This window comes from Dasania marina DSM 21967, assembly GCF_000373485.1.
Lineage (GTDB): Bacteria > Pseudomonadota > Gammaproteobacteria > Pseudomonadales > Dasaniaceae > Dasania > Dasania marina.
Genome location: NZ_KB891587.1, coordinates 174,581 through 188,669 on the forward strand (window position 1 = coordinate 174,581; position 14,089 = coordinate 188,669).

A 14,089-nucleotide genomic window follows, 5' to 3' on the forward strand; every position below is an offset into this window, starting at 1 on the left:
TTAATTACCTGCCTTCTCTTCGAGAACCGTCTTAACACGGGCAATTTCACGACGAGTCTGCTTCAACAGATGCGTCTGACCCAACTGGCCTGTCGCCTTCTGCATGCGTAACTTGAATTGAGATTCAAGTAACTTTAGCAACTCGGCATTTAAGTCTTCTGCAGACTTTTCGCGTAGTTCAGTAGTTTTCATTACATCACCAATCTTTTAACGAATGCAGTGGCAACTGGAATTTTAGCGGCCGCCAAAGCAAATGCTTCGCGCGCTAGCTCTTCACTAACACCTTCTACTTCGTATAAAACTTTACCTGGCTGAACTTGAGCAACCCAGTATTCAACATTACCCTTACCTTTACCTTGACGTACTTCTAAAGGCTTACTGGTAATAGGTTTGTCTGGGAAAACTCGAATCCAAATTTTACCGCCACGTTTAATGTGGCGAGTCATCGCACGACGAGCTGCCTCGATCTGCCTAGCAGTGATTCGACCACGGCCGATTGCTTTAAGACCGTATTCACCGAAGCTGATGCTGCTGCCCCGGTGAGCCAAGCCGCGATTGCGGCCCTTCATCATCTTGCGAAATTTTGTACGCTTAGGTTGAAGCATTTGCGTAACCCTTAACTCTTAAATTAATAGCTTAGTTAGTAGCTGACTTCTTACTGGTTTTTGCTTCCACTTGTTCAGTGCCTGGCAAAACCTCGCCTTTGAAGATCCAAACTTTTACGCCAATAATGCCGTAAGTGGTAGATGCTTCATGAGCTGCATAATCGATATCAGCACGCAGTGTGTGCAAAGGTACACGACCTTCACGGTACCATTCGGTACGGGCAATTTCTGCACCGCCAACACGACCGCTAACCTGTACTTTGATACCTTCCGCACCTTGACGTAGAGCGTTTTGAACTACACGCTTCATCGCACGACGGAACATAACACGACGCTCTAATTGGCCAGCAACGTTAGCCGCTACCAATTTTGCATCCATGTCTGGCTTGCGAATCTCTTCGATGTTGATGTGCACAGGCACGCCCATTCTCGAAGATAATTCTTTGCGAAGCTTATCGACATCTTCACCTTTCTTACCAATCACAATGCCAGGACGCGCTGTATGAATAGTTAGCTTAGCTGTTTGCGCAGAGCGCTCAATAACAACACGGCTTACAGAAGCGTGCGCCAACTTCTCTTCAACGTATGCACGTACGCGCAGATCGTTTACTAGATTTTCGGCGTAGGCACTGCCGTCTGCATACCATATAGAGTTATGCTCTTTTACTATGCCTAAACGGATACCCGTGGGATGTACTTTCTGACCCATTTGGTCGTCTCCTACTTAGCCTTCGCTATCAGCAACTGTAACTGTGATGTGACAAGAACGCTTTAAAATGCGATCCGCACGGCCCTTGGCGCGTGGACGAAGACGTTTCATAGTCATGCCCTCATCAACGAAGATAGTTGAAACAACCAACCCATCGACATCCGCACCCTCATTGTGCTCTGCATTAGCAATCGCAGAGTTTAATACTTTCTTGATTATATCGGCGCCCTTTTTAGGGCTGTAGGCTAGAAGATCTAATGCCTCCTCTACACCTTTACCGCGAATCTGATCAGCAACCAAACGGGCCTTCTGAGCAGATAATCGGGCACCTTTCAATTTTGCCGCAACTTCCATCTTAATAACCTCTTAAAACCGTTTAGCGCTTCGCTTTCTTATCAGCGACGTGGCCGCGATAAGTGCGTGTAGCTGCAAATTCGCCCAACTTATGGCCAACCATGTCTTCAGTAACAAAAACAGGAACGTGCTGACGACCATTGTGAACAGCGATAGTCAAACCCACCATATCTGGGGAAATCATTGAACGACGCGACCATGTTTTAATGGGACGCTTGTCATTGCTTTCGATCGCAGTTTCAACCTTCTTAACTAAATGAAGATCAATAAATGGACCTTTTTTCAGTGAACGTGGCACAGCCCTATCCTCTTACTAATAACTTTCTACAGTTAGCTTCCGCCGCTATTTATTTAGCGCCGCGTTTACGCACGATCAACTTATTAGTGCGCTTGTTTTTCCGAGTCTTGTAACCCTTAGTTGGCGTACCCCAAGGCGATACTGGATGACGACCACCCGAAGTACGACCTTCACCACCACCATGTGGGTGATCAACCGGGTTCATCGCAACACCACGAACCGTGGGGCGAACACCACGCCAGCGCGAAGCACCAGCTTTACCTAACTTACGCAAGCTATGCTCACTGTTAGATACTTCACCTAAGGTTGCACGGCAATCCGACAATACTTTGCGCATTTCGCCTGAGCGTAAACGCAAAGTCACATATTGACCGTCACGCGCCACCAGCTGAGCTGATGTGCCCGCACTACGCGCCATCTGAGCACCCTTACCAGGCTTAAGCTCAATACAGTGAATTACAGAACCCACCGGGATGTTGCGCAACGGCAAAGTGTTACCCGCCTTAATAGACGCAGCTTCACCAGACAATATCTCATCACCCGCAGAAACTTTCTTAGGGGCGATAATGTAACGACGCTCACCATCTGCATACAACACTAAAGCAATGTTGGCAGTACGGTTAGGATCGTACTCTAAACGCTCAATTACGGCAGGTATGCCATCTTTGTTGCGCTTAAAGTCAATAACACGATAGTGCTGTTTGTGACCACCACCAATGTGACGCGTAGTTATGCGACCATTGTTGTTGCGACCACCACTTTTACTTTTCTTCTCTAGTAACGCCTTGTAAGGAGCACCTTTATGTAAATCAGGAGTAAGAACCCTAACAACATGGCGGCGGCCTGGAGAAGTTGGTTTACTTTTTACAATTGCCATCTAACCTAACTCCCCTTACTCAGCTACAGCGAAGTCAATTTCATGACCTTGCTCTAGACGAACATAAGCTTTTTTCCAGTCTGCTTTTTTGCTCAAACCAAATTTATTGCGCTTAACTTTACCGTTAACATTTAGTGTGCGAACTTCTGACACTTTAACGCTAAACAGTTTTTCAACCGCTCTTCTGATTTCTAGCTTAGTCGCAGTAACTGCAACTTTAAAAACAAACTGATTGTTTAAATCTGCGCTGTAAGCCGCTTTTTCGGAAATGCGCGGCCCCTGCAGAACTTGATAGATACGCTCTGTATTCACCCTAACATCTCCTCAAATTGCTTAACAGCAGAAACCGTCATCACAACCTTATCAAAAGAGATAAGACTTACCGGATCCACAGCCTGCACGTCGCGAACATCAACTTTATGCAAGTTACGTGAAGCCAGGTATACGTTTTCTGTTACTTCATCAGAAACAATTAACGCACCCTGCAAGCCCAAACCCGCTAACTCAGCGACCAGCGCTTTCGTTTTAGGCTGCTCAAGAGCGAACTCTTCAACAATAACTAAGCGATCTTGCCTAGCTAATTCAGACAAGATAGAACGCAGCGCAGCGCGGTACATTTTCTTGTTAACTTTTTGCGAATGATCTTGCGGCTTGGCGGCAAATGTAACACCACCTGAACGCCAGATTGGAGAGCTAGACGTACCAGCACGAGCACGACCCGTACCTTTTTGACGCCAAGGCTTCTTACCACCACCAGACACAGCGGCGCGATTTTTTTGCGCACGCGTACCTTGGCGAGCGGCTGCTAAATAAGCAGTCACAACCTGATGCACTAGATCTTCATTAAATTCTTTTGCAAAAGTAACATCTGACACTTCAACTTTACCAGCGGCAGCGTTACCGGGTTTCGCAATACTTAATTCCATTGCTTATGCCCCCTTAACCTTAACAGCAGGACGTACAATTACGTCACCACCAGGAGCGCCAGGAACAGCACCCTTAATCAATAATAAGTTGCGTTCAGCATCTACACGCACTACTTCTAGCGTTTGCACAGTTACACGCTCAGCACCCATATGACCGGACATTTTCTTACCTTTGAAAACGCGACCTGGAGTTTGACACTGACCAATAGAACCATTTGAACGGTGTGAAATAGAGTTACCGTGCGTTGCATCTTGCATACGGAAGTTCCAGCGCTTAATACCGCCCTGAAAACCTTTACCCTTCGACTGGCCAGTCACATCGACTTTTTGACCAACTTCGAAAGTAGATACAGTCAACTCAGCACCCACTTCAGGAGCCTCATCGCTGTTTACGCGGAATTCCCAAAGACCACGACCAGCATCAACACCCGCTTTCGCGAACTGACCAGCTTCAGACTTAGCTACACGAGACGCTTTACGCGCACCGGTAGTAACCTGAATAGCCGAATAGCCATCGTTATCTTCAGTTTTAACACAAGTAACGCGATTAGGATCAACCTCAATCACCGTTACCGGAATAGATATGCCGTCTTCTGTAAAAACGCGAGTCATGCCGCTTTTACGACCGACTAAACCAATAGTCATCACTTTAACCTCACAGTGTACGGGGCTTCACCCTCTATGGCCGCACTAAACAAATTAATGCGTTACACAGCTCAGGGATCGACCCCCGAGCGGGCCTTACTTTTAATTTTCCAGCTCGATTAAGACTTTTCTTAACCTAAGCTAATTTGAACTTCTACACCAGCCGCCAAATCCAACTTCATCAACGCATCTACCGTTTTTTCTGTTGGCTCAACAATGTCCAGCAAGCGCTTGTGAGTACGGATTTCGTATTGATCACGAGCATCCTTATTCACGTGCGGAGAGATCAACACAGTAAAACGCTCTTTGCGCGTAGGCAGTGGAATTGGACCACGAACCTGTGCACCTGTACGCTTTGCTGTCTCTACAATCTCTTGCGTAGACACGTCGATTAGGCGATGGTCAAAAGCTTTTAAACGAATTCTGATTCGCTGATTCTGCACAGACCAACACTCCCAATACCGATACAAATTCCAGAGACTCTAGTACTTTATGCCTAGAACTACCCCAAAAATGGAAGGCGCATTCTAAAGAGCGCCCCACCTACTGTCAACATGATTCTCGCTTATTTCCAACTATTTCAAGCTGCATCGGGCAAACACCCAAAGTCAATACCTGCGAAAACACTACCATGCCATGACAGCTACCAAAAAAGGGGCCGAAGCCCCTTGACTGTGCCGCCCTAGGACGGCAGCCATCAAGCAATATTACTCGATAACTTTAGCTACAACACCAGCACCAACGGTACGGCCACCTTCACGGATAGCGAAGCGTAAGCCGTCGTCCATCGCGATAGGGTTAATCAAAGTAACAACCATCTGTACGTTGTCACCAGGCATTACCATTTCAACACCCTCTGGAAGCTCACAAGCACCTGTGATGTCAGTAGTACGGAAGTAGAACTGTGGACGGTAGCCTTTAAAGAATGGCGTGTGACGACCACCTTCATCTTTACCCAACACATACACTTCTGCTTCAAACTTAGTGTGTGGAGTAATAGAACCAGGCTTAGCCAATACTTGACCACGTTCAACGTCTTCACGTTTAGTACCACGTAACAAGGCACCAATGTTCTCGCCAGCACGACCTTCGTCTAGCAATTTGCGGAACATTTCAACACCTGTACAGGTAGTCTTGGTAGTATCGCGTATACCGATGATCTCAACTTCGTCACCTGTATTAACAATACCGCGCTCAACACGACCAGTAACAACCGTACCACGACCAGAGATAGAGAACACATCTTCGATAGGCATTAAGAATGCACCATCGATAGCACGCTCAGGCTCAGGAATATAGGTATCAAGAGTTTCAAGCAACTTCTTAACAGCAGTAGTACCTAACTCGTTGTCATCTTCGCCGTTTAGAGCCATTAATGCAGAACCAGGAATGATAGGAGTATCATCACCAGGGAATTCGTAAGTATCTAATAACTCACGTAATTCCATCTCTACTAACTCGATCATTTCAGCGTATTCTTCAGAGTCCGCACCGCCACAGTCTTCAGCCAACAAGTCAGCCTTGTTTAAGAAAACTACGATGTAAGGAACGCCAACCTGACGAGACAACAAGATGTGCTCGCGAGTTTGAGGCATAGGACCATCAGTGGCGCCACATACTAAGATAGCACCATCCATTTGAGCAGCACCCGTAATCATGTTTTTAACATAATCGGCGTGTCCTGGGCAGTCTACGTGTGCGTAGTGACGCGCAGTCGTATCATACTCAACGTGAGATGTAGCGATAGTAATACCGCGCTCACGCTCTTCTGGAGCATTATCGATGTTAGCGAAGTCTACCGCTTTACCACCAAATACTTCAGCTGCTACGCGTGTTAGCGCAGCTGTTAATGTAGTTTTACCATGGTCAACGTGCCCGATAGTGCCAACGTTGACGTGCGGTTTGGTCCGTTCGAATTTTTCCTTAGCCACAGCTAATTACCTCGTCAATTGTTAAAAGAAAGTTAACCTTGGGTTTTTGCGATTATCAAATCCGCAACATTTTTTGGTGCCGGAGAATATTTCTCAAACTCCATGGTGAAGGTTGCCCGCCCTTGGGTTGCGGAACGCAAATCAGTGGCATAACCAAACATTTCACCAAGTGGCACCTCAGCATTAACGACCTTGCCTGAGGCATTTTCGTCCATACCTAAAATCATACCGCGACGACGGTTCAAATCACCGACAACGTCACCCATATTCTCTTCAGGAGTTACCACTTCTACTTTCATGATGGGTTCCAGCAGCTCAGCGCCACCTTGTTGAGCTAGCTTTTTAGTTGCCATTGACGCCGCAACCTTAAAAGCCATCTCGTTAGAATCCACATCATGGAAAGATCCATCATACAGAGTTGCCTTCAGGCCTAGCAGGGGGTAACCCGCCAACACGCCATTCTGCATTTGCTCTGCAACACCTTTTTCTATCGCCGGTATATATTCGCGAGGAACAGTACCACCAACGATTTCATTGATAAACTCTAATTTCTCAGCATTGGCATCTTCGCCTGGCTCAAACTTAATCCAAACATGCCCATACTGGCCGCGACCACCCGACTGACGAACAAATTTGCCCTCAATCTCTATGGTCGCAGTAATGGCCTCACGATAGGCCACCTGCGGCTTACCGATATTCGCCTCAACGCCAAACTCGCGGCGCATCCTATCAACCAATATATCCAGGTGCAATTCACCCATGCCCGATATAATGGTTTGACCCGACTCTTCATCGGTTTTTACCCTAAAAGAAGGGTCTTCTTGCGCCAATTTGCCCAAGGCTACACCCATTTTCTCCTGGTCGGGAACCGATCGTGGCTCTACCGCAACGGAAATAACGGGCTCTGGAAACTCCATACGCTCCAACACAATGACATTGCCGGGGTCGCACAGCGTATCGCCTGTCGTTACATCCTTCAGGCCGATGGCAGCGGCTATGTCGCCCGCCAACACCTCTTTAATTTCTTGCCTGTCATTCGCGTGCATCTGCACCATACGGCCGACACGTTCTTTTTTCATTTTTACCGAGTTATACACCGCGGTGCCGCTCTCCAATCTCCCCGAATACACTCGAAAGAAAGTCAGCGTACCCACGAAAGGGTCGGTAGCAATCTTAAAGGCCAAAGCAGCAAAGGGCGCATCATCATCTGCAACTCTAGTTGCCGGAGTCTCATCTTTGTCGTCGAGGTGACCCTCGATAGCTTTAACCTCTTCGGGCGAAGGCATGTACTGAATGACTGCATCCAACATAGCCTGCACACCCTTGTTCTTGAAGGCCGAACCACCAAGAACCGGTACAATTTCGTTCGCTAGCGTGCGCTTACGTATGCCAGCAATAATCTCTTCTTCGCTCAGCGCTTCGCCTTCTAAGTACTTATTCATTAGCTCATCAGTGGCCTCAGCCGCCGACTCCACCATGAACTCACGCATCGCTACACACTCATCCATAAGGTCAGCTGGAATTTCGCCGTAATCAAAGGTCATACCCTGATCTTCGGCATTCCAGTGTATGGCTTTCATTTTGACGAGGTCGACTACCCCTTCAAAGCCTTCCTCAGACCCTATGGTCATCTGCAGAGGCACTGGATTTGCCCCCAGACGCGCCTTAAGCTGAGCAATCACCTTATGAAAGTCAGCCCCGGCTCTATCCATCTTGTTGACGAACACTAGCCGTGGCACTTCATATTTGTTGGCCTGACGCCACACGGTTTCAGTTTGCGGCTGAACACCGGAGGAACCACACAACACCACCACCGCACCATCTAATACCCGCAGCGAACGCTCCACCTCTATAGTGAAGTCGACGTGCCCAGGTGTATCGATAATATTGATACGATGCTGATCAAATTGCTGCTGCATACCCGCCCAAAAACAGGTGGTAGCCGCGGAGGTAATGGTAATACCTCGTTCTTGCTCTTGCTCCATCCAATCCATGGTGGCCGCGCCATCATGAACCTCACCAATTTTGTGTGACAGACCCGTATAGAACAACACGCGCTCGGTAGTTGTGGTTTTACCCGCATCTACGTGCGCACAAATACCGATGTTCCGGTACCGTCTTATGGGTGTTTTACGCGCCACTTTTATTACTCATTAGTGATGAAAACAAGAACAGGGGCGCGACCAGCGCACCCCACCTAAACAAACCACACCTAGAAACGGTAGTGTGAGAATGCCTTGTTCGCTTCAGCCATGCGATGTACATCTTCACGCTTTTTAACAGCAGAGCCCTTGCCCTGTGTTGCGTCGATGATTTCACCCGCCAAACGCTGACGCATAGATTTTTCACCACGACCACGTGAGTACTCAACCAACCAACGCATAGCCAAGGCATGGCGACGAGAAGGACGCACTTCTACAGGAACCTGATAGGTAGCACCACCTACACGGCGAGACTTAACCTCAACCATAGGCGCGATAGCATCTAACGCTTCCACAAAAGACTCAATAGGATCTTTACCCAAACGCTCTTGAACAATTTCCAAGGCACCGTAAACAATGCTTTCAGCGACGGATTTCTTACCACTAATCATTACGTGGTTCATAAACTTAGCTAGCGTCAAATCTCCGAACTTAGGATCCGGTAGAATTTCGCGCTTCGCGACAACTCTTCTTCTTGGCATGATATAGCCCTTTTCTTCAGGTTTGCCCAAACACCAACTTCGCCATATCCCAGAATAGGGAGTGTGGGTGGCAGAGGTCTGGCCTTACTAAGGTTGAAATATTTACCTGCTGTTAACTGAATAACCTGCAAGGTACTGTTTAAACCGTTAAAACGTATGACAGTTTAGCTGTCAGCTTTTTGCCTACAGAGGGGGCAGAGCTAAAGATCTGTCCCCGTAGCCCTACGGCTACTTCTTAGGACGCTTAGCACCATACTTAGAGCGAGCTTGCTTACGATCAGCAACACCCGAAGTATCTAGGCTACCGCGAACAGTGTGATAACGCACACCGGGCAAATCTTTTACACGACCACCGCGTATAAGCACAACACTGTGTTCTTGTAGGTTGTGACCTTCACCGCCGATATACGAACTTACTTCGTAACCGTTGGTTAAACGTACACGACATACTTTACGTAACGCAGAATTAGGCTTTTTAGGCGTAGTAGTGTAAACACGAGTGCACACACCACGGCGCTGCGGACAAGCCTGCAATGCAGGAACGTCGCTTTTTTGAACCTTACGTTTTCTCGGCTTACGAACCAACTGGTTGATCGTTGCCATCTAACAAACTCCAAATCAATAAATTTTCAACGAAACCGCTAAAAACAGGGCTTCCCCGGCGCCAGCGGCAGAGATTTACCTGGCGCAGCCAAATAAACCTCGTTAAAAAGGCGAGCGCGAATTCTATAGACGCGCTCAACCCTAGTCAAGAGTTTTACTCAGAGGGTAATGCAATATCACCCTCTCAGATTAACTCCCTTCTTTTAAAGCCTCAGTCAGTGCCGCTTCTATATCAGCAGCGCTAACAGTGGCCGTGTCAACAGCCCGCCCTTCTTCCTTGCGACGCTTGCGCTCGGCATGATATGCCAAACCCGTACCCGCAGGGATCAAGCGACCCACTACCACGTTTTCTTTCAAGCCGCGTAAATGATCGCGCTTGCCGGTTACAGCAGCCTCGGTCAACACGCGAGTGGTTTCCTGGAACGATGCCGCCGAAATAAACGACTCCGTCGCCAAAGAGGCCTTGGTAATACCCAACAACACACGCTCGTAAGCTGCGGTAATTTTGTCTTCCGCGGTCAAACGCTCGTTCTCTTCCAGTACGCGGGTGTATTCCACCTGCTCACCTTTAATCAAGGACGAATCACCTGAGGTGCCTATGTCAGCCTTACGTAGCATCTGACGACAGATAACCTCTATGTGCTTATCGTTGATCTTTACACCCTGCAGACGGTAAACCTCTTGAATCTCAGTGGTAATGTAGCGAGCTAGCTCCTCTACACCCTTGAGACGCAGGATATCGTGCGGGCTTAACGGACCTTCCGATACCATTTCACCTTTGGCTACATGCTCACCCTCAAACACGGTGAGGTTACGCCACTTAGGGATTAAGGCCTCGTAGTGGTCAGCACCTTTATAGGTAGCACCATCAGTAGGTGTAATAACTAAACGGCGCTTGCCCTTAGTCTCTTTACCGAAGGTAACGGTACCTGAGATCTCAGCCAAAATAGCCGGCTCTTTCGGTTTACGTGCCTCAAACAAATCAGCAACCCGTGGCAGACCACCGGTAATATCACGAGTCTTTGAACTCTCCTGAGGAATACGGGCGATTACATCACCTTCCTGCACGATATTACCATCGGCTAAACCGACTATGGCGTTAGCTGGCAAGAAGTAGCGCGCGGGCATATTAGTACCTGCCAAACACAACTCTTCGCCGTTATCGTCAACCAAGGTTACCGCTGGGCGCACTTCTTTACCGGAAGTTGGACGCTCGGCAGGGTCTATCACCGAAATAGAACTCAAACCCGTCAAATCATCGGTTTGGGTGTTAACGGTAATACCGTTTTCCATACCGCTAAACTTAACCTTACCGGCCACTTCAGTAACAATAGGGTGAGTATGCGGATCCCAAGTGGCAACCACATCACCAGCCTCTACTACACCGTTATCGGCCACCTTAATTAAGGCACCATAAGGTAGTTTGTAGCGCTCGCGCTCACGACCCGTCTTGTCAGCAACCGCTAACTCACCTGAACGGCTTACTGCCACTAGGTAGCCATCAGAGCGAGTAACAAACTTCAGGTTATGCAAACGTACCGTACCGGCCTGCTTAACTTGGATATTATCCACCGCAGTCGCACGTGATGCCGCACCACCAATGTGGAAGGTACGCATGGTTAACTGGGTACCTGGCTCACCGATAGACTGTGCAGCAATAACACCCACTGCCTCACCTACGTTGACCACATGGCCTCTAGCCAAGTCACGGCCGTAACAGGTAGCACACAGACCATAGCGGGTCTCACACGTAATAGCCGAGCGTACTAACACCTCGTCTATACCTAATTCTTCCAAGCGCTCTACATCACGCTCGTCGAACATACGGCCTTTTTCAAAGATTACGTCATTAGTACCAGGCATGATTACATCAAGCGCCGTGATACGACCCAACACGCGGTCACCTAGGGTTTCAATAACGTCACCGCCATCGATAACCGGCGCCATGGTTAGACCTTCATCGGTACCACAATCCACTTCGGTAACAACCAAATCTTGCGCTACATCTACCAAGCGACGCGTCAGGTAACCCGAGTTCGCTGTTTTCAATGCGGTATCAGCCAGACCCTTACGCGCACCGTGAGTAGAGATAAAGTACTGCAGTACGTTTAGACCTTCACGGAAGTTAGCCACGATAGGCGTTTCGATGATGGAGCCATCAGGCTTAGCCATCAGACCACGCATACCAGCCAACTGACGTATCTGTGCTGGCGAACCCCTAGCACCTGAGTCGGCGTAGATATATACCGAGTTGAAGGAGTCTTGTAACTCTTCTTCGCCATCACGGTTAATAACAGGCTCTTTCGATAAACCGTCCATCATAGCCTTTGACACTAAGTCATTGGCACGCGACCAAATATCGATAACCTTGTTGTATTTCTCACCATGGGTTACTAGACCGGAAGCATATTGAGATTCGATTTCACGTACCTCAGCTTCGGCGCCGCCAATAATAGTGGCCTTCTCAACAGGGATAACAAAATCGTTAACACCGATAGAGGCACCTGAGCGTGTTGAATAAGCAAAGCCCATATACATCAGCTGGTCTGCAAAGATAACGGTTTCTTTCAAACCTACTTCACGGTAACAACGGTTAAGAATGCGCGAGATATTCTTTTTAACCAATGGATCGTTAACCAAATCATACGGCAAGCCTGGGGGTACGATTTGCCAAAACAGGATACGACCTACCGTGGTATCAACAATCTTGATGACCTCGCTACGCTCGCGGGTATCCATATCGAAAGCAACTTCTTTGATTCGACATTTGATACGCGCCTGCAGATGAACAGCGCGCGAATGGTAAGCACGATGCACCTCTTCTGGGTTAGAGAAAACCATACCCTCACCCAAGGCATTAACGCGTGAACGCGTCATCCAGTACAAACCCAACACCACATCCTGCGAAGGAACGATGATAGGCTCACCGTTAGCAGGTGACAGTACGTTGTTGGTAGACATCATTAGCGCACGGGCTTCCAACTGAGCTTCTATAGTCAGTGGCACGTGTACCGCCATTTGGTCACCATCAAAGTCAGCGTTATAGGCCGCACACACTAATGGGTGCAACTGTATCGCTTTACCTTCGATCAACACAGGCTCAAACGCCTGTATGCCCAAACGGTGAAGTGTGGGTGCACGGTTAAGCATAACCGGATGTTCGCGGATAACTTCTGCAAGTATATCCCAAACTTCTGGTGGCTCACGCTCAACCATTTTCTTGGCAGCTTTAATTGTTGTTGCCAAACCGCGAGCTTCTAATTTACCAAAGATGAAAGGCTTAAATAATTCCAAAGCCATTTTCTTAGGTAGACCACACTGATGCAAACGCAAAGTAGGACCAACCACGATAACCGAACGGCCAGAATAGTCGACTCGCTTACCCAAAAGGTTTTGACGGAAACGACCCTGCTTACCTTTGATCATATCAGCCAAAGATTTCAGCGGACGCTTGTTAGAGCCGGTGATGGCTCTACCGCGACGGCCGTTATCTAATAAGGCATCAACTGACTCTTGCAGCATACGTTTTTCGTTGCGCACGATAATGTCTGGTGCGCTTAAGTCTAATAGACGCTTCAAACGGTTGTTACGGTTGATGACACGACGGTATAAGTCGTTCAAATCTGACGTCGCAAAGCGACCGCCATCTAGCGGAACTAATGGGCGTAAATCAGGCGGCAGAACCGGCAGTGCATTCAACACCATCCACTCAGCTTTGTTGCCTGAGCTTTGTAGCGCTTCCATTAACTTTAAACGCTTAGATAGCTTTTTGATTTTAGTTTCAGAATTGGTTGCGGGGATTTCTTCCCGTAAAGTGGCAACCTCTTCATCAACATCAATTTCTTTCATCAGAAGCTGTACCGCTTCGGCACCCATCATGGCAACAAACTCATCGCCATGCTCTTCTAAAGAATCATAGTATTCTTCATCGGTAAGCATTTGGCCTTTTTCAAGGTCAGTCATGCCCGGATCGATAACCACATAAGATTCAAAATAAAGAATACGCTCTATATCACGCAGCGTCATATCCAATAATAAACCTATGCGGCTAGGCAGGGATTTCAGGAACCAGATATGCGCAACCGGCGCGGCTAGCTCGATATGACCCATGCGCTCACGACGCACTTTTGAGAGCGCGACTTCAACGCCACACTTCTCACAAATAACACCGCGATGCTTCAAGCGTTTGTACTTACCGCACAAACACTCGTAGTCTTTAACTGGGCCAAAAATTTTGGCACAAAACAAACCGTCACGCTCAGGCTTGAACGTACGGTAGTTAATGGTTTCTGGTTTTTTAACTTCACCAAAGGACCAAGAACGAATCATTTCCGGTGACGACAAGCCAATCCGGATAGAGTCAAACTCTTCGTTTTTCCCTTGCTTGATGAGATTCAGTAAGTCTTTCAAAGCCGTTCCTCCGCTACGAAGGGAGCACTAAGTGCCCCCTTACAGTCG

General features: G+C 48.0%; 15 protein-coding genes. All 15 read right to left on the reverse strand.

Annotated elements, in window-relative coordinates:
• The 15 genes from rpmC to rpoC all read right to left on the reverse strand — a co-directional run bounded on the left by rpmC (window position 1) and on the right by rpoC (window position 14,041).
• Window positions 1-192, reverse strand: a complete 192-nt coding sequence (gene rpmC, locus B067_RS0115970) for a 50S ribosomal protein L29 (RefSeq protein ID WP_019531100.1) — start codon at window positions 190-192, stop codon at window positions 1-3.
• On the reverse strand, window positions 192-605 hold the full coding sequence (gene rplP, locus B067_RS0115975) for a 50S ribosomal protein L16 (RefSeq protein WP_019531101.1): 414 nt from the start codon (window positions 603-605) through the stop codon (window positions 192-194). The genes rpmC and rplP overlap by 1 nt, the downstream gene beginning before the upstream one ends.
• 31 nt (window positions 606-636) lie before the next feature.
• The gene (rpsC, locus tag B067_RS0115980) at window positions 637-1,314 is read right to left on the reverse strand and encodes a 30S ribosomal protein S3 (RefSeq protein WP_019531102.1); all 678 of its coding nucleotides are present in this window, start codon (window positions 1,312-1,314) and stop codon (window positions 637-639) included.
• A gap of 15 nt (window positions 1,315-1,329) precedes the next feature.
• Window positions 1,330-1,668: a 50S ribosomal protein L22 gene (gene rplV, locus B067_RS0115985; RefSeq protein WP_019531103.1), complete on the reverse strand. Its 339-nt coding sequence runs from the start codon at window positions 1,666-1,668 to the stop codon at window positions 1,330-1,332.
• Between the two features lie 22 nt (window positions 1,669-1,690).
• Window positions 1,691-1,966: a 30S ribosomal protein S19 gene (gene rpsS, locus B067_RS0115990; protein ID WP_019531104.1), complete on the reverse strand. Its 276-nt coding sequence runs from the start codon at window positions 1,964-1,966 to the stop codon at window positions 1,691-1,693.
• A gap of 49 nt (window positions 1,967-2,015) precedes the next feature.
• Window positions 2,016-2,843, reverse strand: coding sequence for a 50S ribosomal protein L2 (rplB, locus tag B067_RS0115995; RefSeq protein ID WP_019531105.1), 828 nt, complete (start codon window positions 2,841-2,843; stop codon window positions 2,016-2,018).
• 15 nt (window positions 2,844-2,858) lie between these two features.
• Window positions 2,859-3,155: a 50S ribosomal protein L23 gene (gene rplW / locus B067_RS0116000; protein WP_019531106.1), complete on the reverse strand. Its 297-nt coding sequence runs from the start codon at window positions 3,153-3,155 to the stop codon at window positions 2,859-2,861.
• On the reverse strand, window positions 3,152-3,769 hold the full coding sequence (gene rplD / locus B067_RS0116005) for a 50S ribosomal protein L4 (RefSeq protein ID WP_019531107.1): 618 nt from the start codon (window positions 3,767-3,769) through the stop codon (window positions 3,152-3,154). Before rplD ends, rplW begins: the two co-directional genes overlap by 4 nt.
• 3 nt (window positions 3,770-3,772) lie before the next feature.
• Complete coding sequence (gene rplC, locus B067_RS0116010; protein WP_019531108.1) at window positions 3,773-4,414, reverse strand: 50S ribosomal protein L3; 642 nt, start codon at window positions 4,412-4,414, stop codon at window positions 3,773-3,775.
• 131 nt (window positions 4,415-4,545) lie between these two features.
• Complete coding sequence (gene rpsJ / locus B067_RS0116015) at window positions 4,546-4,857, reverse strand: 30S ribosomal protein S10 (protein WP_019531109.1); 312 nt, start codon at window positions 4,855-4,857, stop codon at window positions 4,546-4,548.
• A 264-nt stretch (window positions 4,858-5,121) separates the two neighbouring features.
• The gene (gene tuf / locus B067_RS0116020) at window positions 5,122-6,345 is read right to left on the reverse strand and encodes an elongation factor Tu (protein ID WP_019531110.1); all 1,224 of its coding nucleotides are present in this window, start codon (window positions 6,343-6,345) and stop codon (window positions 5,122-5,124) included.
• Window positions 6,346-6,377: 32 nt separating this feature from the next.
• A complete protein-coding gene (fusA, locus tag B067_RS0116025) occupies window positions 6,378-8,486 on the reverse strand; it encodes an elongation factor G (protein WP_026244724.1) in 2,109 nt (702 codons plus the stop codon).
• A gap of 71 nt (window positions 8,487-8,557) precedes the next feature.
• Window positions 8,558-9,028 (reverse strand): 30S ribosomal protein S7, encoded by a 471-nt coding sequence (rpsG, locus tag B067_RS0116030; RefSeq protein WP_019531112.1) that lies wholly within the window; start codon window positions 9,026-9,028, stop codon window positions 8,558-8,560.
• A 228-nt stretch (window positions 9,029-9,256) separates the two neighbouring features.
• Window positions 9,257-9,631: a 30S ribosomal protein S12 gene (gene rpsL / locus B067_RS0116035; RefSeq protein WP_019531113.1), complete on the reverse strand. Its 375-nt coding sequence runs from the start codon at window positions 9,629-9,631 to the stop codon at window positions 9,257-9,259.
• Window positions 9,632-9,820: 189 nt separating this feature from the next.
• A complete protein-coding gene (rpoC, locus tag B067_RS0116040) occupies window positions 9,821-14,041 on the reverse strand; it encodes a DNA-directed RNA polymerase subunit beta' (RefSeq protein ID WP_026244725.1) in 4,221 nt (1,406 codons plus the stop codon).
• Window positions 14,042-14,089: the final 48 nt, after the last annotated feature.